At 65.8% G+C, this 22,697-nt stretch carries 24 protein-coding genes; 2 read left to right on the top strand and 22 right to left on the bottom strand.

The window, feature by feature from the left end:
* Positions 1 to 116 precede the first annotated feature (116 nt).
* The 22 genes from M2331_RS11275 to ubiA form a co-directional block, all read right to left on the bottom strand.
* Positions 117 to 614, bottom strand: coding sequence for a DUF2793 domain-containing protein (locus M2331_RS11275; protein ID WP_181560361.1), 498 nt, complete (start codon positions 612 to 614; stop codon positions 117 to 119).
* A gap of 56 nt (positions 615 to 670) precedes the next feature.
* A complete protein-coding gene (locus M2331_RS11280; RefSeq protein ID WP_181560362.1) occupies positions 671 to 2,887 on the bottom strand; it encodes a phage tail protein in 2,217 nt (738 codons plus the stop codon).
* Positions 2,888 to 2,890: 3 nt separating this feature from the next.
* A complete protein-coding gene (locus M2331_RS11285; protein WP_181560363.1) occupies positions 2,891 to 3,289 on the bottom strand; it encodes an NlpC/P60 family protein in 399 nt (132 codons plus the stop codon).
* Between the two features lie 3 nt (positions 3,290 to 3,292).
* Positions 3,293 to 4,108, bottom strand: coding sequence for a DUF2163 domain-containing protein (locus M2331_RS11290; protein WP_181560364.1), 816 nt, complete (start codon positions 4,106 to 4,108; stop codon positions 3,293 to 3,295).
* Positions 4,105 to 6,432 carry a DUF2460 domain-containing protein gene (locus M2331_RS11295; protein WP_220128551.1) on the bottom strand — a complete coding sequence of 776 codons (2,328 nt, stop codon included), beginning with the start codon at positions 6,430 to 6,432 and terminating at the stop codon, positions 4,105 to 4,107. Before M2331_RS11295 ends, M2331_RS11290 begins: the two co-directional genes overlap by 4 nt.
* A gap of 161 nt (positions 6,433 to 6,593) precedes the next feature.
* Positions 6,594 to 7,157 (bottom strand): tail tape measure protein, encoded by a 564-nt coding sequence (locus M2331_RS11300; RefSeq protein WP_181560365.1) that lies wholly within the window; start codon positions 7,155 to 7,157, stop codon positions 6,594 to 6,596.
* Positions 7,150 to 7,359 carry a phage tail assembly chaperone gene (locus M2331_RS11305; RefSeq protein ID WP_181560366.1) on the bottom strand — a complete coding sequence of 70 codons (210 nt, stop codon included), beginning with the start codon at positions 7,357 to 7,359 and terminating at the stop codon, positions 7,150 to 7,152. Before M2331_RS11305 ends, M2331_RS11300 begins: the two co-directional genes overlap by 8 nt.
* Entirely contained in the window at positions 7,356 to 7,676 is a 321-nt protein-coding gene (locus M2331_RS11310) for a gene transfer agent family protein (protein ID WP_181560367.1), read from the bottom strand. Before M2331_RS11310 ends, M2331_RS11305 begins: the two co-directional genes overlap by 4 nt.
* A complete protein-coding gene (locus M2331_RS11315) occupies positions 7,673 to 8,080 on the bottom strand; it encodes a phage major tail protein, TP901-1 family (RefSeq protein WP_181560368.1) in 408 nt (135 codons plus the stop codon). Before M2331_RS11315 ends, M2331_RS11310 begins: the two co-directional genes overlap by 4 nt.
* Before the next feature lie 61 nt (positions 8,081 to 8,141).
* Positions 8,142 to 8,537 (bottom strand): DUF3168 domain-containing protein, encoded by a 396-nt coding sequence (locus tag M2331_RS11320; protein WP_181560369.1) that lies wholly within the window; start codon positions 8,535 to 8,537, stop codon positions 8,142 to 8,144.
* On the bottom strand, positions 8,534 to 9,073 hold the full coding sequence (locus M2331_RS11325; RefSeq protein WP_181560370.1) for a head-tail connector protein: 540 nt from the start codon (positions 9,071 to 9,073) through the stop codon (positions 8,534 to 8,536). Before M2331_RS11325 ends, M2331_RS11320 begins: the two co-directional genes overlap by 4 nt.
* Positions 9,074 to 9,168: 95 nt before the next feature.
* Positions 9,169 to 10,320, bottom strand: coding sequence for a phage major capsid protein (locus tag M2331_RS11330; RefSeq protein WP_181560371.1), 1,152 nt, complete (start codon positions 10,318 to 10,320; stop codon positions 9,169 to 9,171).
* A gap of 80 nt (positions 10,321 to 10,400) precedes the next feature.
* Entirely contained in the window at positions 10,401 to 10,820 is a 420-nt protein-coding gene (locus M2331_RS11335) for an HK97 family phage prohead protease (RefSeq protein ID WP_181560372.1), read from the bottom strand.
* Positions 10,817 to 11,962: a phage portal protein gene (locus M2331_RS11340; RefSeq protein ID WP_181560373.1), complete on the bottom strand. Its 1,146-nt coding sequence runs from the start codon at positions 11,960 to 11,962 to the stop codon at positions 10,817 to 10,819. Before M2331_RS11340 ends, M2331_RS11335 begins: the two co-directional genes overlap by 4 nt.
* A 119-nt stretch (positions 11,963 to 12,081) precedes the next feature.
* Positions 12,082 to 12,789 (bottom strand): helix-turn-helix transcriptional regulator, encoded by a 708-nt coding sequence (locus tag M2331_RS11345; RefSeq protein ID WP_181560374.1) that lies wholly within the window; start codon positions 12,787 to 12,789, stop codon positions 12,082 to 12,084.
* A gap of 106 nt (positions 12,790 to 12,895) precedes the next feature.
* The gene (locus M2331_RS11350) at positions 12,896 to 14,200 is read right to left on the bottom strand and encodes a DNA-packaging protein (protein WP_181561489.1); all 1,305 of its coding nucleotides are present in this window, start codon (positions 14,198 to 14,200) and stop codon (positions 12,896 to 12,898) included.
* A 13-nt stretch (positions 14,201 to 14,213) separates the two neighbouring features.
* Positions 14,214 to 14,753, bottom strand: coding sequence for a hypothetical protein (locus M2331_RS11355; protein ID WP_181560375.1), 540 nt, complete (start codon positions 14,751 to 14,753; stop codon positions 14,214 to 14,216).
* 158 nt (positions 14,754 to 14,911) lie between these two features.
* Entirely contained in the window at positions 14,912 to 15,619 is a 708-nt protein-coding gene (gene trmB, locus M2331_RS11360) for a tRNA (guanine(46)-N(7))-methyltransferase TrmB (protein ID WP_181560376.1), read from the bottom strand.
* Between the two features lie 153 nt (positions 15,620 to 15,772).
* Positions 15,773 to 16,981, bottom strand: coding sequence for a methionine adenosyltransferase (gene metK / locus M2331_RS11365; RefSeq protein ID WP_181560377.1), 1,209 nt, complete (start codon positions 16,979 to 16,981; stop codon positions 15,773 to 15,775).
* An 88-nt stretch (positions 16,982 to 17,069) separates the two neighbouring features.
* Positions 17,070 to 18,659 carry an apolipoprotein N-acyltransferase gene (gene lnt / locus M2331_RS11370; protein ID WP_264592368.1) on the bottom strand — a complete coding sequence of 530 codons (1,590 nt, stop codon included), beginning with the start codon at positions 18,657 to 18,659 and terminating at the stop codon, positions 17,070 to 17,072.
* A 4-nt stretch (positions 18,660 to 18,663) separates the two neighbouring features.
* A complete protein-coding gene (locus tag M2331_RS11375; protein WP_181560378.1) occupies positions 18,664 to 19,245 on the bottom strand; it encodes a YqaA family protein in 582 nt (193 codons plus the stop codon).
* A 55-nt stretch (positions 19,246 to 19,300) separates the two neighbouring features.
* Entirely contained in the window at positions 19,301 to 20,212 is a 912-nt protein-coding gene (gene ubiA, locus M2331_RS11380) for a 4-hydroxybenzoate octaprenyltransferase (protein WP_181560379.1), read from the bottom strand.
* A gap of 267 nt (positions 20,213 to 20,479) precedes the next feature.
* Between ubiA and M2331_RS11385 the strand changes: the two genes are divergently transcribed.
* Both M2331_RS11385 and M2331_RS11390 read left to right on the top strand, forming a co-directional pair.
* The gene (locus tag M2331_RS11385) at positions 20,480 to 21,241 is read left to right on the top strand and encodes a 16S rRNA (uracil(1498)-N(3))-methyltransferase (RefSeq protein WP_181560380.1); all 762 of its coding nucleotides are present in this window, start codon (positions 20,480 to 20,482) and stop codon (positions 21,239 to 21,241) included.
* Between the two features lie 64 nt (positions 21,242 to 21,305).
* Positions 21,306 to 22,679, top strand: coding sequence for a glutamate--cysteine ligase (locus tag M2331_RS11390; protein WP_181560381.1), 1,374 nt, complete (start codon positions 21,306 to 21,308; stop codon positions 22,677 to 22,679).
* The last annotated feature ends 18 nt before the right edge of the window (positions 22,680 to 22,697 follow it).

Raw genomic sequence — 22,697 nt, forward strand, 5'->3', positions numbered from 1 at the left:
TCGCATGATGTTGCCTAAATGCCGCATTGTGATCAGCTAATGTTGGCCCTGCAGGAAATATTGCCTGTCGCGTCCGCATGTTGGGAACCGACAACGTCTTTGTGCTTTATGCGTGGTTACGATGCGATGAGGCCGTGTGCCCTCAGGGTATCAAGCACTGAAATGATCGCCTCTCTCGCCTGCGAATCGACGGGCGCCCCCCCGGATGGATTCGCGATTGCAGGCCGCCTGCTGCCAATCACTTTCTCGCCATCAACATAGAAACCGTCAGTCCGCAGACCTTCTTCCCGCCAGTCGCCGGCCTGGAATCTCACGCCACTTTGCGTATCCCGCTTCCAGCAATTCAAGCCCTCGAACGGCGCGAGGAAGCGCCATCCAGCCGCAGTCCACGCCGCAATCATCCGCTCGCACCCTGCCCATTCGCCCGTAGCGCCACTTCCCACGAGCCAGCATGCACCCAGATCGGGCGCGGCGGGAGGCGCTGACAGGCTCGCGCTTTCCACCACTCGTCCAATCGCGATGTCGATGAGCGACAACGCCTCATTATGGGTAAGTTCCTTTTGCGCCTGCCCAGCAGAGAGCAGCGGCAAGCCAAATCGATCGGTTTGAGCCATAGATCGTCGTCCTTCTGATGTGGGAAGTCGCGCGCGGAGACGCGGATAAGACAGGGCTAGGGAATGACGAGCGCTCGTCCCGCTCCCCAACTGCCCAGCTGCCTCACTTCGATCTGCATGCCAACCGAGGCCGCGGTCGCGAGATCGGCCGCAACGTCACTCGCCGCGTAGACGCAGGACGGGAGCGTCGTTTCCCATCGCCGCAATGTCACTCCGTCTGCGACGACACTGACCGCATAAGCCTCCCGCTCCTCCCCGACGGGCGCATCCACGCCGTCGATCCATGCCGAGCCAAGCCGGCTTCTGCGAACCCAACTGATCTCAACATCACCACCGGCCAAAGTCGTGTGCCGCCCGTGCACCGGCGAAAGAGGCATCAAAGCGCGGCCGTCGATCAAAAGGCTGTCCTGCGCGGGCGTACTGTCCCCGCTGCCGATTGCCCTCAGAGTCAGCGTCGTTCCAACCGCGCTTTGCTCTACCGGGATCGGCGCCAGCCGCTCGCGGTCGATCAGCACGAACCGTTCGCCCGCATCGTGCCCAGTCATGGCCCATTCGGTGCCCATGCGCCCGCGAACGAGCCGCGACAGACGATAATGCCCCGGCCCGAGCGCGTCCGCCTGACCAAATTGCAGCAGTTCCTCTCCAATCTGGCAGATGTTCGCGCCGCCGAGCAGAAGATCGTCCCCCACCCCGGTCAACACATCGCCGGGATCGTCGAGAATGATCTCGATGCTGCTGGAAAGGTCCATCCGCCACGGCGCGCCCGGAGGCAGCGCGCCAACAGTGCGGCCCATCACGGCGCGCGGCGCTGTGCTGCCAATAGGCTCGGCAATCTCCAGGACCGGATCATAGCGAAAGAGGGCTGCGCGCCGCCACCCGGCATTTGTACCGCACGCCGCTGCCGCAAGGACGGGGCTCGTGGAAATCGTAGTCCCGTCACCCGGCAACTCCACAATCTTCAGACTGGTCGGCCCCTGGACGAGGTCAGGCTGACGGACCGGCTCCCCGGAGGCCCCTGCGCCTGCGATGGCCCGCGTGCCGCTCTCAAAAGCCTGCAAGCTGAGCCTGACGGCCATGTCATCCCATTCCGTCGTCTCGACGAGCCACTGCCCCGGCTCGCCCGCGACCGTCACAAGATCGCCCGGACCAAGGTCCAGCGCGCTCCAACCAGTGCCGATATTGACACTTCGGCGCCGCCGGAGCGCATTGCGCAACTTCCGGTCGGCCAGGCGCCGGGCATTGTCCGCGCCCATCGCGGCCGGCAAGTCGATTTCCTCGCTGCGCATCCCCGGCCCCGCCCGCAACGCGGTCTGCAAGCCAAGCTGATAGTCGCGAGCCGGGTCGTGGTGACGGATCGCCAGCCGGGCAGCCACCGTCTCGATCGGTGTGCGGACATGCTGAGGCTCGGCTTGCTTCTCGCCATCGATGCTGCGCACGGCGGTGACCGGATCGATGACATGGCTCGACGGCGTCCCGCTGCTCAGCGCGAGCTCCCCCTCGCGCTCTGTCCATCGCACGTCGTGCAGCGAGACGATGTCGCGCATCGCTTCCTCCACAGCGCCTTCTGCAGCGAAGCCCAGCAGGCGCGCAGGATCGCCCTCACCGGCATGACTGACGGTGCGTCCGGCAAGGTCGGTGGCAATCGCCGGCAGGGCCACTGGTTCGGCATCAGCGATCACTTCGAACGTCAGCGAGGGAATCCGGTTGCCGAAGTCCGCCAGCTGCAGCCCTTCGAACACGACATAAGCGCAGCCACGATAAGCAGGGCATTGCGCCACGCCCACTGCGGACGCCACCAGCGGGTCCACCATCTGGTCCGGTCCGCCCAGATACAGCCGAAATGCCGTGAGCGGCGATTTGAAATCCCCCACTGCACCACGAAGCAGATTGCCGTCCGCCCAGATGCGCCCGATGCCGAGAATAGGCCGTGAGGAAAGGGCAACAGCCAGGCTCGCTGAATAGCTGTAAGTCGTGACGCTTGGGCTGCCCTTGCCTCCACCGCTGGTCGATTTGCTCTCCTGAAGGTCCGTGGCCCAGATCACCGTGCCCGCGACACGGATCGTTCCGTGGATGCGCGGGATCGCCGCGCCGTAGCGGGATGTCTGAACCTGAAGGTCGCTCAGCCGGGGCCCCGTCCGCCCGCCGGGTCGAAAAATCAGGGCATCGACAGACCGTCCGGCGAGCGCGCCGACCGCGCCGCCAATCGCCGCGCCCACAGCGCCGAACGTTCCGCCAAGGGTACTGCCCACGGCGGTGAGAACCAATGTCGCCATGCGCTACTCCTGAAATTGCCACGCGCCCAGCACCGGCCAGGGTGATGGCCCCGGCATCAGCACCACCTTGCCCAGTCCGGCATGAGCATGGACATGACCACCGTGCGTCACGATCATCAGATGCAACTGCATCGGACCGCTATCGACCAGCACCACGGCGCCCTCGGCCATCTCCGGCGCCGGGGAGAGGCCGCATATCGCGAGGTTCCGTGCCGCTTTCGCCTGCCCCATGCCCCTCAGCTTATAGGTCGGGAGCGTGGGAACAGCGATTCCGGCCCGCCGCGCCGCAAGCGCAACCAAGCCGACACAATCCACCCCCGTTTCCATGCTGCGCCCGTGCAACCGAAAGGGCACGCCGACCAAAGCCAAGGCCTCGGCCGCCATTCGTTCGCCAACGTACATTACTCAACTCCCCGGATAGCGCGTCAGCAAATCCATGCCGGGCAGATGCGGCTCCCCGCGGAAATTGACGGCATTGCCGAACCGCCACGCACAGGTCGCAAGGCGCTTGTCGCACCCATACCTCAACAGCGCGCGCGTGCCTGCTGCCACCGGAAACACCGGCGGTTCCGCCAAGAAAACGCCCCCTGCCTCCTGATCGACAATGGTCTGCAGGAGGCCGCAATTGGGCCCCTCCAGCCAGCGCAACGAGCCGAAGGGATACACCCCAGCCAGCAGGCCACCGCACGCAACGCGGTCATCCGCCACGGCATCAACCGCGACGATCTGCTGATGCCGCCGCAAATCGATCCGGCAATCCGCATCCCCCAGCGTCGCCCGGCAGGTGGCGCTGGTCACCGGCGCGACCGGGCGCTCGAGCGCCGCCGCAAGCGTAGATCGCAGGCTCACCGAATAAGCGCCGCCGCGCCGCTCGATGCTTCCCAGTTCGCCGCGCGCAAGTTCCAGCCAGAGCACCCCGGGTTCGGTCCATTCGGTGAGATGCAGGAGCAGTGTCGCGCCGTCCCAGCGCCCGGCATCAAGATCGACCTCGCTGATGGCCGCGCTGCTGATGGCGCCCTGCAAGTCCGTCAGGTCCGGGTCGTTGCCACCCTGCACGATGGCGCTCGGCGTGATCCCGGGTGCTGCCGCATAATGCAGGCCGTGCACCTCCAGGCCCCGATCATGGCTGGTCAGGCCGATGGTCACGCCATCGCGACGCTCCAGCCGCCAGCAGAAAGCAAGCGCGCAGAGCGGCTTGCCCAGGATCGCTGCGGCGCTCACTCGCGCACCTCCACCAGGGGGACGGACGGGACAATGCCCGCCGCAAACGTCTCTCGGTCGATATCCAGCCGGTCTTCGGCGAAGCGCACGGGCACGTCGAACACAAAGCCCGCCGTCACCACCGCGCCCTCGGGTGGCGGGTTAGCGAACGCGATCTCCCCCATGCCCGGATGAGACCAGCCGCCAAACCGCTCCGCCCCGTCCACCGCAACCCTGATGCTCCCTGCGACGGGCCGCGTGATCCGTCGTTGCTGGGGATCATCCACCCCATAATTCTTGCGCAACTGGAAACTGGTCGTCACGCCATCGCCCGTTCCGATCCACTGATCGAACGGCCCCGGCGCAAGGCCGAACGAGCCAGACGCATGATCGAACGGATCACGAAACCGAAACCCTCGTGCTGCGCCGCGTCGAGCCCGAAAAAAGGCGATGAGCGTCGCGATATCCGCCTCGGATCGCACCCCCGGCCCCGCATCGAACTGCAGCCGCGCGTCGGCCCATTGCGTGCTGCGCTGCTCGTGGCCGGACACGCTCTCCACGATCCGCGTCGAGAAAGCCGGCGCCACCTGCGCGCGATTGCCGATGTCGAGCGGAAAGGCGAGGTCGTCGAAATGCTGCACGTCCGCATCTCCTGAAAGCTGGAAATAGGTAAAGCCGTCCCGCGCGACCTGGGGCAGCGCCCAGATGAAGGTGGCGGCATGGCCGCGCGCGCGCGCAGCATCTGCCGCTGCGGCGATCCGGTCCCAGCCGGTCTGCGTTGACTCATCGGTGGAGCCAGCCGGCAAAAATCCGGCGAAATAATGCTGCTCATCTGGCGGATAGCCCAGGCGCGCGTCCATCGCGGCGCGCCCTGCGGCTGAGCGGGCGGTTCGGCCCTCGGTCACCCAGTCATAATCTTCGATCTGCAGCCGGTCGAATGCCGGCGCGGCCCAGCCTGTCGGCACGTTCGCGCGTTTGAGCTCCGGCGCCGCCGGATCAAGTACGCTCGGTAAATAGACAAGCAGAAGAAGCTCGGCGCCCGGAGTCTCCGCGCGCACGGCATCCGCCACGCCCGCCGTCGAAGTGGCCAGCAGAGCGCCAGCCGCATCCAACAAAGCCATCTGTCCGCTGTCGAGCGTATCGCGAACCGTCGGAATTTCCACCGCAGCACTCCCGAACGCGGCGCGCGCAGCATCATCATAAAGGCAGGGACGCCCATCCGCCATCACCCACCACCAGGGCTCGCCGATCTGGAAACGCACTGCCAGCCCCGCATCCCGCGCGATGCCGGCAAAGGCCCGCGCCACCGCACGCAAATAGTCGTTAGCCGCGGCATTGGCTGGCGAAAGCAGGGTGGAGGGCGGCGTCCACCCTGTCAGCGCGGGCGCTCCGTCCCACGCCCGCTGCTTCCACTCAGGTGGGCAATAAGCATCGAACAACTCGTAAGAGAGCGACAGGATCAGCCCGAACCCCAGCGCCTTGCAGCGCGCCGCGAAGTCCTCGTGCCAGCGCCGGCATGGCGTCGCCAGCGCACCGCCCGCCAGCGTCACGCGAAAATCGCTGCCGTCAGGGGCGAGCCGCATATAGTGGCTCATCCCGACATAATGATTGATCGCGCCGCGATAGCCGAGCGCCAGCACCTGCCGCAGCAAGCGCTCGGGCGTCTGGTTGTACGCATCATCATAGCCGCTGGCGATGGACAGCCCATGCTCCGGCAGCATCGGATCGCCCATGGCGATGACCGATCCTGCCCCCTCGCAAACCATCTCGCTGACCTCCACCCGGCCTTCGCGGGCGTCAGGAAAGGTCGTCTCTCCCTCATCATAATCGGTCTGGACGATGGAGATGAACAGGCGGTCGATATCCCGTGCATCCACCGGGTCCGCATCGGCCGGCAAGGCAAAGCCACCGACCAACGCGTCGAAGTCGAGGGTGACGACCGCATCCTCCGGACTGCCTTCCGCATAGTTCCAGAGCCGCACATACCAGGCCCGCGCATTGCCGGCCGCGTCCCGCCCCTCAAGCGTCAAGGTCGGGCCCTGAATGGCATCGAGCGGCTTGACCCCAGCACTCCGCCAGCGGAACCGCAAGGTGCAGCCACGATAATCCCGTCGCGTCTCATAACGGAGCAGCGGATGGTCCCATACATCAGCCGATTCCCAGATCAGCCCGGCAAGGTCGCCCGAGCCATGGAACACCGCATCGACGCGCAATCCATCATCCCCGACCGTCACGACGGAGGCCGTCATCGGCCGTGGGAAATTGACGGTCCAGAAAGGTGGCGAGAAGCGCTTGACCACGCCGCTCTCCTGATTGCGCCTCTCGGTCGCCAGCCAGTAGGCCATCGGGGTTATCCTTTGTTGATGTCGAGAGCAGCCATTTCGGCGGGCGATCCCACCCGCCCCGCCCGTTTGTGTCGAGCCCTTCGACCGCTCGCAGGCGGGCGCTCAGGGTAAACTTCAACCTCTCGGCTCTAGTCGAGACACAGTCATGGACGCGAAAACGCCTAATCCCCGAGCGCCCCACGCACCGCCCGCGCCACCTGACGCGCACTGCGCGCCAGCGCGCGCGGCGCGTCCTGCCCGCTGCCATTGACGGTGATCGAGACGCGCACGTCTCGTCCGCCCTGGCCACCGACGCCGGGCACAATCTGGCCGCTGTTCGTCGGGACGAGCACTTCCGGCCCGCGCTCGCCAACGAGATAGGCCCGCCCCGGCGCCACCGGGCCGCCCGTTGCCCGGCCGGGCAACCCAAGCGCACCGGTGAGGAGGCTCGTTCCCAACCCCAAAAGCGCGGAAGAGCCTCCGCCGCCGAGGATCGCCTCCAAACCGTTACGAACCGCCGAACGGGCGATCTGGTCCATGACGGACAGCGCGATCTTGCCGAGATCTTCAAAGCCGATCCGCCCCGTCCGCACGGCACGCAGCAGCCCCGCCTCGATGGTGCGGCTCGCTCGTTCCGCGCCCGTGCTCAGTAAATCCAGCTCGTCGCGCAGACCGCTCGCATCTTCGCGCAATCGGGCCATGTCGCTGCCCATCGGCGCGAACAGGCTTTGCATATCCTCATCCATCGGGATGCCTTTCCATCATTTTGGCCAGTGCAGATCGGTCGAACGGCGTGACCTGAGGCCCGGCCAGATCGCGCAACACCGCCAGGGCGTCGGCCAGCTCGGCCGGCGTCGCGCGCCAGAACTCGTCGGGGCGCCAGCCGAGCAACAGCCCGGCCTGCCCGGCCAACGTCCGAGCGACCTCCGCAAAGCAGGCCGACGTCATGCCCCGCCAGCCACGACCTGCCGCATGATTGCCCGGAGCGCCGGCAAGGCCACGCCCACGCCTTGCGCGATCAGCGCGTCGCCCAGATCGGCCCGGGCCATTGCCTCGGGTCGATCCGCAAGGCAGTGCCACAACAGAGCTTCCATCTCGGCGAGGCCGAGCCGCCCGTCCGCCGCGCGCTCGACCAGCGCAAGCAACGGCCCGGTCTCACGCTCGGCAGCGACCAACGCCGCAAAGGTCGGGCGCACCGTCAGGCAGTGCTCGCCGACCATCAGCGCGGCTTCCCCCCGCGCCTCATTCGCGACCGCCCCGCTCATAGTGCGCTCACGGCGCCGGAGCTTTCCAGCGCGAGCGTGTAGGTGCGTTCGCCATTATAGTCGCCGGCATAGTCCAGCCGCGTGACCAGAAACCGCCCACGCAGCTTCTCGCCACTCTCGAAGCTCAGTTCATAATCGTCGATGGCACCGGCCAGCGCATGATTGCGCAGCCGGGTTTCCGCCGCCGATCCGGTAAAGATGCCGGAGCCGGACACACTCACCGAGCGCACCCCCGCGCCCGGCAGAAGGTCGCGCCAGCCGCCGGAATCCTTGGAGGTGACATTCACCGCCTCACCATTGACGGAAAGCTGCGTAGCGCGCAGCCCCGCCACCGTCGCATAGCTTACCGGCGTGCTGCCATTGCCGATCTTGAGCAGAAACGCGCTGCCCTTCTCCACTGCCATCGCCTTGATCCTTTCTGTATCCGCATCCCCGCTCGCACCGAGCGAAGGCGAGATGCGGGCTTCAATTCAGCCGCGCCGCCCTCACGGCATAGTCGGCGCTCGCTCGCCACTCGGTGCGGCTGCGCAGGATGCGTGATCGCTCGAACCGCAAGCTGGTGATCCGCCAGTCGCCCAGATCGCCATCGACCCCCGCGAGCACGGCATCCACGCGCGCAAGCACGGCGGTCACCCGCGCCAGATCATCGCCACGAATGACCAGTTGGATGGGCAAGCGGAGCGCCAGACCCGTCACATCCCGTGCGCCCCAGCCGGTCGACATCATCTCGCCGACCAGAAGCCAGGGCGGGCTTGCCTTGATCGGCTCGCCATTGCTCACGAGGTTGACCAGGGCCATCAGGTCCGCATCGTTGCGGAGTGCGGCGATCACCGCCCCCCTCACTGCCGTCTCGCCGCTCATGCGAGGTGCACCCGACGCCAGGGTCGCAACAGGGAGACAACGGATGCCGGCAGGTCTCCCTCCAGCCCGTCGCGTCGCGCATACCACTCGCCCGCCAGCCGAACGACGGCGTGCTGAAGCGCATCGGGCACATCGTCCTTGGCAAGGGCAAGGCCAGCACGATAGGTCACGCGAACCCGTCCGGCCGATCCCGGATTGAGGATCCGCACCCATCCCGCCCCCTGCGCATCGATATCAATGGCATAGGCCGTAACCGGCAGGACGAATGCCGCGCCATCCGCCGGCAGCCCCTCAATGCCGCTGATCGCGCTGACCGGTGCCATCGTCAGCCGACCCCATGCGCCGCTGGCGCCGCACACTTCGGTCACAGCTCTCTCGATCAGCATTTGGCCGAGATATTGCTCGGCCGCCTCGCTCGCCGCGCGCAGCAGATCGGTGAGCGCAGCATCATCGTCGGCAAGGCTGATGCCCAGATACTGCTTCAGGTCTTCAAGCGGCACCGCGAGCGGCCCGCCCTTCTCGATTGTCACGGTCATGATCGCAGCCGTCCTTCAAGCATGAGAAAAAGGCGCCATGCCGGCGGGGAGAGACCGGCATGGCGCCCCTCATCGGTTCGCCGATCAGGGCCTCCTCAGGAGGCGGCGAACTTCATGAGCTTGATGGCCTCGCTGTTGGCGACCGCGCCGCCGATCCGCTTCACTGCGTAGAAGTGGACGAACGGCTTGTTGGTGAAGGGATCGCGCAGAATGCTCGTCTCGCTGCGCTCAGCGATCACATAGCCATTGGCGAAGTTGCCGAAGGCGATGGAGAGGCTGTTGGCGGCGATGTCGGGCATGTCCTCGGCCTCGATCACCGGATACCCAAGCAGCGTCGCAGGCTGGCCTGCGATCATGCTGGGCTGCCACAGGAACGCGCCGTCGCTGGTCTTGAACTTGCGGATCGTCGCCAGCGTCGCCGCATTCATCACGAATACCGCACCCTGCCGATAGGGCGCCCGCAGCGACTGGACGAGGTCGATCAACCGATCCTGCGGATTGCTGGCCGGGAAGCCGCCCGCTGCCCCGGATGCGACATATTGCAGCGACCCGAATGGACGAACGCTGTCAGCCTGATTGGTGGTGGCGTAAGTCAGGAAGCCCTTGGGCTTGCTCGTCCCGTCGCCATTGATGAATGCCGCGCCCTCGGCCCGGCCAAATTCGCGGGCGATTTCCTCGGCGAGCCAGCTCTCCACATCGAACTGGGCATCGTCCAGCATCGCCTGACTGGCCGATGGATTGGCATAAAGATCACCGGAGGGCGGCGCGATTTCCTGGAAGGTGGGGGTCGCCGTCTCGGGCCGCGCTGCCGTCTCGGCCGCCCAGCCGGATACGACACCGCCGGTCGTCACAAGCTTTCGATAGCCCGCCGACCCTGTGCGCACCACATTGGCCACCGCGCGGATCGGGGAAATCGATTTGAGCGCCGCGTCGATCATCTGGTCGATCTCGCGCGGCACCGCATAGCCGCCGCTGCCGCCGCTCGCGCCCGAGAAGCTCTTCAGCTCCACACCGGCCTCGATGCCGCGCCGCAGATAGCGGTCGGTAAAGGCCGCCCGCGCCGGGTCGACATCGCTGCCCTTGGCGCCGTCCAGCGGCGGCCGACCGGCCAGCGCCATCGCCCGCTCGGCCTGCTTGCGCAGCGCCTCGTCAAAGGCGTCCATCCGGGCTTCCATGCCGGTCAGCCGGTCTGCCTGCAGGATCGCGTCAAAGCTCTCCTCAAGGCTCTTGGTTTCCACGTCCTGCATTGCGTCATTCTCCTGCGGTCAAAAACAAAAAAAGGGGCCGCAGTCGGCCCCTCAAACATCCAGAAAATCGGCGCGCGCTGTCAGCCAGCCTCCACCGCGTGAACGCGCGCCAGCGGCTGCATCGGGTGAGTCACCAGGCTCACCTCGACCAGATCGAGCGCATCCAGCCGGCGGGGTTGATGGCCCTCCGCCGCCACCACGCGATAGCCGAAGGACAATCCCTCGATCCGGCGATCGCGCAGCAGCACCTTCGCCTGTTCCGCGGTCGCCCCGGACGCACTAATCGTGCCGATCACCCGCAACCCGCGCGCATCCTCCGCGACATGATCGATCCGCCCGATCACCGCGCCCACCCGATGCTGCCAGAGCAGCGGCAGCGCTGTCGCCGCACGGCGCGCGAGGCTGGCCGAGAAGGCACCCGGCGCGATGACATCGCCACCCTGATCGATCTTGTCGAAGATCGCCGCATAGCCGGCGAACCGCACGGTCCCGGCGCTCATGCGCGCGTGGCGTCCAGCCCCAGCATCGCGCGCTTTTCCTCGGTCGAGAGGAAATCCGCCCTCTCGATCCGGTCCCACAGCAGCATCCTGTCCTCGGCGAGCGCGGGTAAGCGGTTGAGATCGACCTCCAGCACCAATTCGGGCCAGAAGTCGCGCAGCCCCTGCCCGAGCGCGCCGAGCAGCTTGGCCAGTAGCGGCAGCACGCTTTGCCGCCACAGCGCCTTATTGGCCTCCCGATAATTCGAGTAGGTGCTGTCCCCCGGCATCCCGATCAGCACGGGTGGCACACCGAAGGCGAGCGCGATGTCCCGCGCCGCCGCTGCCTTTAGCGCCACAAAATCCATGTCGTGCGGGGAAAGGCTCATCGACTGCCAGTTCAGCCCGCCTTCCAGCAGCATCGGCCGCCCCGCATTGTCCGCACCCTGAAATGCGCCTTCCAGTTCGGCCTTCAACCGGGCGAACTGCTCGGGCGCGAGCACGCTGCCATCGCCCGGCGCATAAATGAGCGCGCCGGATGGCCGCGCCGCATTGTCGAGAAGCGCCTTGTTCCACTGCGTCGCCGCATTGTGGATCGCCACCGCACCCGCTGCAGCGCCCAGGCAGCCTAGCCCATAATGATCGTCTGCGGGGTTGATCGCTTTGACGTGGATGACCGCGGTCCGCCCCGCCGCATCCTCGCTGGCATAGCGCATCTCGCTATCGCCCGCCCGGTAACGATAGCCCACGGGCCAACCGGCACGATCCTGCTCGATTGTCACCCGTTTGGGGCGCAGGGCATAGAGGGTCGCGGGCAGACCATCGGCGCCATGGCCAATCTGTGCGTAACCATTGCCATGCAGCAGCACATGCGCGGCGAGCATCTCGATGAGACTTTGCCCCGCCACGCTCCGCTGCACGAGCGCCAGAGCCGCTTGCGCATCCCCCTCCTTGGCAGCCACCGCGTGCAACGCCGCGCTTCCCGCCGCCTCTGCCACCAGCCGCACCGCACGCTGCGCCACCGGGTTGGCAATCACTGCCGCCTTGAGCTGCGCCTCATAGCTTTGCGGCCAGTCGCCCGCTCCTGCCCAGCCAAGCCCCAGCCAGGCGCGCGCCAGCGGCGGCCGCGTCGGTGTCGACGCGGCTTTTCGTCCAAACCATTTCACCTGATCGTCTCCTCGCTTGCGCACGAAAAAGCCGCCAGCGTCGGGGCCGGCGGCTGCAAGATCACTTATCGGTCGCGACGGTCGATGCGCGGCAGCGCCCCCGATCGCGCGGGAATGGATCAGGCCGCGATCAAGCCCGACCCCACACCTTTGACGGCGGCGGACGTCCGGTCGGACACCTCCAGTTTCTCGTAAATCCGCCGCATATAGGTATCGACCGTTCCCGGCGATATCTGGAGGATGTCGGCAATCACCGTGTTGCTTTTACCCCGCGCCACCCAATGCAGGATCTCCTTTTCCCGCGCCGAGAGTTGCCGTTCCCGCCCCGTTTCCTCCGCAAAAAGGCCGCAGATCCGCAAATGCGCCGCTTGCGCCGCAAAATGCAGTTGGGTCATCCGCTCTTCGCTCAGGTCCGCATCCGGCGCGATCCTCCCCAGACCAACGACGCCATTACGATTGCCAGGGCCATAGCACGGCAAGGAGAACCCATCGGTGAAATCGATCTGCCGCATGGCCTCCAGAAACTGGCGCTCCTCGACCGTCAGTTCGGTATTGCCCCACACCTCATGCCACCGAATGGGCACGCCTGCTGCCAGCGCCGCGCGCGGCACGATATCCAGCCGCTGGAAGTCGAATGAGCAATAGAGCGCCACCTCCTTTTTGGAGAAGCCATGTTGCAGCGGCAGAGTCGCCGGCATGTTGGTGCCGATTTTCACCCAATAATAGCTGACCGCGCCGAAACCGTTGCGCGCATAATAGCGCGTCATCCCGCGCCACAGCAGCGGGAGGCTGGATGCCTCGGCAATCTTCTCCAAAATGTCGTTCACCCGTGGAAGCTCCTGGGGACAGCTTCATGGGACGATCATGCTGTGCCTGCTTGCAACCAATAGCAAGCACTTCCGTATCGTTCCCGAAACGGGGTGAAGCGACAAGCTAGAGTGATCGAACCCGCGCCTGCGGATTGGTCTTCAAAAGCAGTTCGGTCAGGCACCAGACGAGGGCGTCCGCACGGTCAGGCGATCGTCCCGGCCCCTCGTAACGCCCATTGATCAACAAGCCGCACAACTGGTCCTCCAGCATCGCAAAGGGTCGGGCATGGCGGACCCGACCAGCCTCATAGGCGGCGGCAATCGGCTCGGCTCGCGCCACTTTGCCCTGCGCCGCGTGAACCAGGCGGACCGGCAGGGCCCTGTCGGCTCCGCGCAGCACGGTACGCACCATCTCGCCGCCGTTGTTCGCTTCCGCCACGATGCGATCTGCCGCCCATCGCTCTGCGGCATGTGCCACAGCCTGTGCCCAGCGTTGCGGGCTCGCCTGCTCGACGCTCGCATCCTCCAGCACGATTGCCTCGCCGGCCTGATCGATTCCTGCGACAATGATCCCGCAGGCGTCGCCTCCCGCGCTCGCTGGCGGATCGACGCCCACCGCGACACGCGCCAGCTCTGCACGCTCAGGCACAAGGCCGGCTAAACGGCACGTCTCAATGAGCGCCCGCGTCCACAGCGCGCCTTCGTGATCAAGCAACAATTCCCCGTCCAGTTCCTGTCGCCCCAGCCGCGTGCCTCTGAAATTGCGTTCCATCTCCGCGAGGAAGCTCTGCGGAAGCGCACCTCGATTGTCCCGCGTGCTGCCCCGCGTCACCACCACGCGCGGATCGGCAGCTAGGCGTCGGACCAGCGGCACGGCGCGCGGTGTGGTGGTCGCGACAATGGCCGGTCGATTGCCCAGACGCAGCCCCATCGCCAGATTGTCCCACGCTGCCTCCCCGCGCGGCCACTTCCCGATCTCGTCCGCCCAGGCATGGCTGTGCTGCGGCCCACGCAACGTCTCCGGGTCCGCAGCGCCATAAAGCATGGCGCACGCCCCGCCCGGCCAGCGCAACTGGCGCTTGGCCGGAAACCATTTCGGTTCATTGCCCTGCGTCGCGATGGCAAGCAGTCCGCTCTCGCCTTCCACCATCACGGCTCGCGCTTCATGCAGGCTCGCCCCGACCAAAGCGATGCGCGCGGTGGGGTCGCCCTCGGCCACCATTCGCACCCATTCGGCACCAGCCCGCGTCTTACCGAAGCCCCGCCCCCCCATGATCATCCAGGTGAACCAGTCGCCCGGCGGCGGCAATTGCGCAGGTCGCGCCCGAAAGCGCCAAGCCTGGATCAAGCGCCGCCGTTGCAAGAGTGACAAGTTTCGTAACAATTGCTGCCGCCGCGTCGGACTCAGTCTGGCCAGGCGATCGATCATCGACAGCCTGTCGTCATTCACCTGCCGGCTCCCCGGCATTCTCCTCTCCATCGTCCTCCGTGAGGAACCGCTCGCAAATGGCCTCCAGTTCGGCATCCAGCCCGTCCAGATCTTCCGGGTCATCGCCAGCGCCACTTGCCGCCTCGGTTTCGCGCCGCCAGGATTCCACCTCCTGCCGATGGGCTGTCAGCAATCGCACTGCCACCGTCAACGGATAGCTGTGGATGGTCCGCACCTGCTTGACCGCCTTGGTTTCGCCATCGATAACCGTTTCGGTTCGCATCGTCCCGTCCATCGATTGGCGCATTAGGTGCAATTCGAGGTCGGAATAGCCCTGCTCCAGCGCCTCCTTCCAGGCTCGGGCGAATTCGGGGTCACGCCCCTTGAGCGCATAGGCCGTGCATCGATGCATTGAGGCCGCCTGCGCCGCTGCACTGACATTGGATGTCTCGGCGAGCACCGCAAGAAACTGGCGGCGGCGCTGGATCGTCCAGCGCGGGCGCCGGGGACGCGACATGCGCGGTCGCGGCGCACCGATCGGGCGTTGCGTCATGAACACCATCCTGTTGAGAGAAGCCTTCGCAATGCGCCACGGGACGAGCAGGCCGGCTCTATATGAGCGGCCCGTCCAAGCGATTCGAATTGCGATGATGCCTTCTTCTAACCAGAGAGCGTCACGATGTCAACAGTAAATAACCTAAATGGTTATTTTCACTTCCGCCGATATCGGAAGTACCAGACCTCATGCCCTTGCCTGCGAGCCTTGGCCTCATAGCGGGTTTCGGGCCAGCCGCCCGGACGGTTGAGGAAATCGCGCGGGCTGTCGCACAGCCAGTCGAAGTCCTCGCGGTCCCGCATCACCATCAGCGCCCAGCGCAGGTAGATCGGATGATCGGTCCCGAACCGGAATTCGCCGCCCGGTTTCAGCTTGGCGGCGATCATGTCGACCGGCCCCTTGTTCATCATCCGCCGCTTGGCATGGCGCGCCTTTGGCCATGGGTCCGGGTGGAGCAGATATACAAAGCTGAGCGCCCCATCGGGGATGCGCGCCAGCACTTCGAGGGCATTGCCCATATGCAGCCGGACATTGCCCAGATGCTGGTCCCGCACATGCCCCAAGGCGCCGACCACGCCATTAAGGAAAGGCTCGCAGCCGATGAAGCCATGGTCCGGCAGCATATCGGCGCGGTAGGCCAGATGCTCGCCGCTGCCGAAGCCGATCTCGAAATGCAGCGGCCGCTCGCCAAAGGCGGTCGGGCCGAACAAGCGCTCGGCGGTGATCTCGCCCTCCTCGGGCACGCTGATCGCCGGCAGCAGCTCATCGACAAGGGCCTGCTGCCCCTGCCGGAGCTTATGGCCGGATTGGCGGCCATAGAGCCGGTTGAGCGTGGTGGGATCGCCTGATTTGTGCGCAGTCATGCGCGTGCGCCTAGATCATTTTGTCGCTGGAGGAAACGGGGGACGGCGCGCGCGGTGCCTGCTTTCATCCGCCCGCGCAGCACCTACGAAAAACGGCGCGAAGCAAGCCTCGCGCCGTTCCCTATCTCTTGGAACGCAAAGGAGCGCTTCGGCTCAGCCCAGCGCGGCCTTGAGGTCCTCGACCAGATCGGTCTTTTCCCAGGGGAAGAAGTCGCCTTCCGCCTTGCGGCCGAAATGGCCGTAAGCTGCGGTCTTGCGATAAATCGGCTTGTTGAGCCCCAGATGCGTGCGGATGCCGCGCGGGGTCAGGCCGCCCAGCTTCTCGATTTTGCCGATCGCCGCCTCGATCTTGTCGTCGCCCACCGTGCCGGTGCCGTGCGTATCGACATAGAGCGAGAGCGGCTTGGACACGCCGATGGCATAAGCCAGCTGGATCGTGCACTTGCTGGCCAGGCCCGCCGCCACGATGTTCTTGGCGAGATAACGCGTGATGTACGCCGCCGAACGGTCAACCTTCGTCGGGTCCTTGCCGGAGAACGCGCCGCCGCCATGCGGAGCCGCGCCACCATAAGTGTCCACGATGATCTTGCGGCCGGTCAGACCTGCGTCGCCGTCCGGCCCGCCGATCTCGAAGCTGCCGGTCGGGTTGATGTGATACTCGGTCTCGTCGCTCAGCAGCGCGGCGGGCAGGACATCGGCGACCACTTTCTTCACATAGGCCTTGAGCTCGGCTTCCTTTTCGCCGGCATCATAGCCCTTGGCATGCTGGGTGGAGACGACGATAGCGGTGCAGGCGACCGGCTTGCCGTTCTCGAAGCGCAATGTGACCTGGCTCTTGGTGTCCGGCTCCAGGAAGGGGGCGGCGCCTGAGTGGCGGTCGGCGGCCATGCGCTCGAGGATCTTGTGGCTGTAATCCAGCGTCGCCGGCATCAGGTCAGGCGTCTCATTGCAGGCATAGCCGAACATGATGCCTTGGTCGCCGGCGCCCTCATCCTTGTTGCCGCTCGCGTCCACACCCTGCGCGATGTGCTCGCTCTGGCCGTGGAGATTGTTCTCGAAGCGCAGCGTCTCCCAGTGGAAGCCCTCCTGCTCATAGCCAATGTCCTTGACCGTCTGGCGGACCGTGCGTTCGATTTCCTCCAGCGCGCCCGGCGCCCACTGGCCATTCTCGTACACGCCCTTGCAGCGGATCTCGCCGGCCAGCACCACCAGCTGCGTCGTCGTCAGCGTCTCGCAGGCGATGCGCGCCTCGGGGTCTTTGGAAAGAAACAGGTCGACGATCGAATCGCTGATCTGGTCGGAAACCTTGTCCGGGTGCCCCTCGGAAACCGATTCAGACGTGAAGAGATAGCTGGAACGCATGGGAGATCGTGACCTTTCTTCTAGCGGCTCTCGTGGCGGAAGTTCGGGGCCGCAGTTCATATAAAGAAATGTTTATGTTGCGCGCTCCTTAGCGAGTGCGCCGGGCGATAGCAACGCCGCTTACGAGCAGCAGCACGGCCAGACCGACCGGCAGCAGGTTGCCCAGCCGCGCAAACAAGGTGGGCGCAAGCGGCGCGGGCAGGGGGGCCTCAAAAGCACCCGCCTGCTGGAAGGGGATGGACCGGACGACACGCCCGACGGGGTCGACCAGCGCCGAAATGCCGGTGGGGGTCGAGCGGATTACCGAGAGCCCCTCCTCGATCGCCCGCAGCCGCGCCTGCGCCAGATGCTGCGGCGGCCCCCAGCTGCCAAACCACGCATCATTGGACGGGTTGAACAGGAAATCGGGACGATTAGCCCTGTCGACCACCTGCCCGGAGAAGATGATCTCGTAGCAAATCTGCACCGCCATCCGCAGCTTGCGGCGCGCCTGCCCGCCATCCGGCGTCGCAGGCAGATCGAGCGTGCGCGGCCCCGGCCCGGGCCAAAAGTCGACGCTGCCTGGCACCAGCCGGGAAAGGCCGATCGCCTCCAGCACCGGGCGCATGGGGAGATACTCGCCATAAGGAACAAGGTGCGCCTTGTCATAACGCCCATGCAGGTCCCCGCGCGCGTCCAGCACCCACAGGCTGTTATTGGCGCCCTCCAGAACCTGCGTATCCACCACGCCGCCCTGCTCGTGGAAATGATATTTATCACCGCCGAGCATCAGCAGATCGTCCATCCCCAGCAGCGAGGCGATCCGCCCGCGCCAGCGTGGTTCCATATCCAGCACTGCCGGCACGGCTGCCTCCGGCCAGAAGATCAACGCAGGCTTGCCGGACCGCAGCATGGTCAGCTCGGCCAAACGGCGGAAGTTCAGGATTTCAAGATTGGCGTCGTACTTCTCGTTCTGATTGATATTGGGCTGCACCACATGGATGTTGGCAAGGGCGCCAGACTGGTCCTTTCCACCGATATAGCTCGCCCGCAGCTGCCCCAGCCCAGCCACCAGCGCCAGACCGACGATCATGAGACCTGCCGGCCGCCATTGCCGGTGCGCCAGCCACCACAAGGCCGCCGCCGCCAGCATGGCGACCAGACCAAGCCCATAAGTGCCGATAGCGATGGCCGTCTGCTCCACGCCGGTGCCCAACCAGATCACCCCCAAAGGATTCCAGGCGAAACCTGTGAACAGGCTCGCGCGCAGATATTCGGTCAGCAGCCAGGCCGTGGCGAGGAAAAGGGCGAAGACCTGCGGCCGGCCCCGCCCGAGCGTCCAGCCGATCATGGCGGCCATCGCGGGATAAACCGCCAGATACACCGAGAGCAAACCCACCGCTGGATAGCCCAGCCAGGCCGGCATGGAATCCTGAAAGGTGAAGGCATGGGCAATCCAGTTGAGCCCGAGCATGAAATGCCCGAGGCCGAACAGATAGCCGATCTGCCCTGCGCTCTTGCGGTCCGGCGCCACCCAGATTAGTTGCATCAGCAGCGCGAGCATGATGAGCGTCACCGGCCACAGCTCGAGCGGCGCGAAGCCAGTGGCGGAGAGCAGCCCGGCAAGCAGGGCCGTCACCCCCGGCCTGCGCGCAACGACGGCCGCAGCGATCCGGTAAGGCGCGCGGGAGATTGTCACGCCATCACACCAGATACTTGACCAGCACGAACCCGCCGACGCCCAACGCGCCGACAATCGCCGTGATCAGCCCGAAGTGCCGGTCGATAAAGGCCTTCATCGGCTCTCCGAACTTCCACAGCAAACCTGCGACCAGAAAGAACCGCGCAGCCCGCGAAATGATGCTCGCGATCACCAGCACATAAAGGGGCATCCCGGTAGCGCCCGCCGCAATGGTGATCACCTTGAAGGGCAACGGCGTGAAGCCGGCGAGCAGCACGATCAACCAGCCTTGCTCGTTGAAGCGTTGCGCGAAATGCTGAAACTCCGCCGTCAGACCATAAAAATCGAGGATCGCCCGCCCGATCGTATCGAACAGGAACATGCCGATGACATAACCGAGCATTGCGCCCAGCACGGACGCCACGGTGCAGATCAACGCGTATTGAAAGGCCTTGTGGGGCTTGGAGAGGCACATTGGCCCCAGCAGCACGTCCGGCGGAATCGGGAAGAAGCTGCTTTCCATGAAGCTGATGCCGAACAGCCAGCGCGGCGCGGTGCGATGCCCGGCCTTCTCGAGAGTCCATTCATAGATGCGACGCAGCATTGGCGCTCCCCGGCGGTGTCAGGCTGCCTGCGCCTGCCCGCCCCCGCTGCGTTCGTCAAGCACTGCCCACCGCAAGGCAGGCGGCGAACATCAGCAAACCCGCAAAGCGGTTGGAGCGAAACTTGACGAGCGGGTCTTTGCCGTCCTCGCGCAAGGTCCAGACCTGCCAGCCGAACTGCACCGCCAGAGGCGCCAGGGCCATGAGGGAGAGCCAGCTCGGCACGACTTGCCAGAGCGCGCCGCCCCACAGGAGCAGCGCAAGGACAAAGCAAAGTCCCACGCCCGCCCGCACATGCCGCCCCATCGCCAGGGCGCTGGAGCGGATGCCGACCAGCGCGTCATCCTCCTTGTCCTGCAGGGCATAGATGGTGTCATAGGCAATCACCCAAAAGAAGGCGCCGCCATAGAGCAACAGGCCAGCCGCGTTCATGCCCCCGCTGATCTCCACCCAGCCCACCAGCGCAGCCCAGGTGAACACCAGCCCCAGCCAAGCCTGCGGCCACCAGGTGATGCGCTTCATGAACGGATAGGCCGCGACCAGCGCAAGGCTCGCCAGCGCGACGACCTGCGCCTGCCAGCGCAATTGCAGCAGCACGATCAACCCGATGAAGCACAGGATGAGCAACCACGCCCAGCCGGCCTTGAGCGACACAGCGCCGCTGGCAATGGGCCGATTGGCGGTCCGCGCGACCTTGGCGTCGAGGTCACGGTCTACGATATCATTGTAGACGCACCCCGCGCCCCGCATCGCGATGCTGCCGAGCAGGAACCAGAGCAGCATCGTCCAGCGCTCGGGCACCCCGCCGGCGAGCGCTATCGCCCAGGCGCCGGGCCAGAACAGCAGCCACCAGCCAATCGGCCGGTCGAACCGCGCCAGCAGCGCGTAGGGCCGTGCCGCAGCCGGGAGCAGGCGCAAGAAACCCTGCGCTTCGGTATCCGGCACATATTGCGGCTCGCTGCGCTCCATCGCCTTGCTAGTCCCTGTTGCCTTGATGGTCGCCCCACCCCTGCGCCAGGAGCGACCATCCGATCAACCCCTCGTCGAGCCGGACCTCCTCTTCCGCCACCTCCTGGCGGCCTCTGCCGACGTGCTTTGAGCGGCCACCGTTCGTTTCGAGCGCAGTCGAGACACACCCCTCGACCTACGCCATGCTGTCGAGGGTCTCGACTTCGCTCGACACGAACGGAATTGAGGCGTTGCCGAGTCAACGGACGATGCACTAGGGCAATGCTCATGCCCGCCACTCCCGCCTGGCCACCCAAATCTACGCCGCGCCTGTTCGTCGAGACGGCGCTCGGCGAGCAGGTTGCCGTGCCGGTCGAGGGCAACAGCGCTCATTATCTGATTTCAGTGATGCGCCTCCGCGAGGGCGACACCGTCCTTCTCTTCGATGGCCGCTCGGGCGAATGGAGCGCCACCGCCGAGCAGGTCCGCAAGCGCGATCTCGTCCTGCGCTGCGCGGCGCAGACGCGGTCGCCAGAGAGCGTGCCGGACTTCTGGCTCTGTGTCGCACCGATCAAGAAGGGCCGGATCGATCTGGTCGCCGAAAAGGCCTGCGAACTGGGCGTCGCGCGTCTCGTCCCGGTACGCACCGAGCGCAGCATCGTCGACAAGGTCAACGGCGAGCGGTTGAATGCCCATCTGGTGGAGGCCGCAGAGCAATGCGGCCGCACCGCGCTGCCGGAACTGGCCGACCTCACCACCCTCCCCGCCCTGCTCGCCGATTGGCCGGCTGACCGCGCCCTGTTCTTCGCGGACGAGACGGGCGGCGAGCCGATGACCACGAGCTTTGCGGCGAACACCGGTCCGGCCGCCCTGCTCATCGGGCCGGAGGGCGGCTTTACCGAGAAGGAGCGCGCGCTGATCCGCGCGCATCCGGCCGCCCGCCCCATCTCCCTTGGCCCGCGAATCCTCCGCGCCGAGACCGCCGCCATCGCCGCCACGGCCTGCTGGATGGCGCTCAACGGTGACTGGACAAGTTTCGAATCGAAATGAATTTGCGCGGGCGCGGCAAACCTCTTATGGGCGCGCCGATGCAGGGCGAGGACCGGATCAGGCAATGAGTACACGCAAGGAAACGGCGGGCGAAGATCCGATCATCGAGTCTCGCAGCCAGCTCATCAGCCTGTTCCAGGATGGCGAAAAGCCTGCGGATCGCTGGAAAATCGGCACCGAGCACGAGAAGTTCGTCTACCGCCTCGCAGACCATCGCGCGCCCTCGTATGATGAGCCCGGCGGCATTCGCGATCTGCTCGATGGCCTGCGCACGTTCGGTTGGGAACCGGTCGAGGAAGGCGGCAAGGTCATCGCGCTCTCGGGCAGCGATGGCACAATCAGCCTTGAGCCTGCCGGCCAGCTCGAACTCTCCGGCGCCCCGCTCGACAATCTCCACCAGACCTGCGCCGAAACCGGGCGGCATCTGGAACAGGTCAAGGCCATCGGCGACAAGCTGGGTCTGGGCTTCCTCGGCCTTGGCATGTGGCCGGACAAGACCCGTGCTGAACTGCCGATCATGCCCAAGGGTCGCTATGGCATCATGCTGCAGCACATGCCGCGCGTCGGCAGCATGGGCCTGGACATGATGCTGCGCACCTGCACGATTCAGGTCAATCTGGATTATTCCAGCGAAGCGCGCATGGTGAAGATGTTCCGCACCAGCCTCGCGCTCCAGCCACTGGCGACGGCTCTCTTCGCCAATTCGCCGTTCACGGAGGGCAAGCCCAACGGCTACCTCTCCTATCGCAGCCACATCTGGTCGGACACCGATCCGCACCGCACCGGCATGCTGCCCTTCGTGTTCGAGGATGGCTTTGGCTACGAGCGCTACGCCGACTACGCACTCGACGTGCCGATGTACTTCGTCTTCCGCGACGGCAAATATATCGACGCCGCCGGCCAGAGCTTCCGCGACTTCCTCAATGGCAAGCTGCCTGCCCTCCCCGGCGAGCGCCCGACCATGGGCGACTGGGAGGATCACCTCTCCACCGCCTTCCCCGAAGTGCGCATGAAGAGCTTCCTCGAAATGCGCGGCGCCGATGGCGGCCCGTGGAACCGGATCTGCGCCCTCCCCGCCCTGTGGGTCGGCCTACTTTATGATGACGGCGCGCTCGACGCGGCCTGGGATCTGGTGAAGGACTGGACGATGGAGGAGCGCGAAACCCTCCGCACCGAAGTCCCACGCCTCGCCCTGCGGGCGCCCGTCCCCGGCGGACGCACATTGCAGGACATCGCCGGCGAGGTCCTCGCCATCGCCCGCGCGGGCCTCACCGCCCGCGCCCGCCTCAACAGCATCGGCGAAAATGAAGGCGGCTACCTCTCCGCGCTCGACGAAGTGGTCGCAACCGGCCGCACCCACGCCGAGCGCCTGCTGGATCGCTACAAGGACGCGTGGGACGGCGACATCACCAAGGTCTACGGCGAAGAGAGTTTTTGAGAGGCGAACGCCTCAACA

Origin of the sequence: Sphingobium sp. B10D7B (genome assembly GCF_025961955.1) — a bacterium.
Lineage (GTDB): Bacteria > Pseudomonadota > Alphaproteobacteria > Sphingomonadales > Sphingomonadaceae > Sphingobium.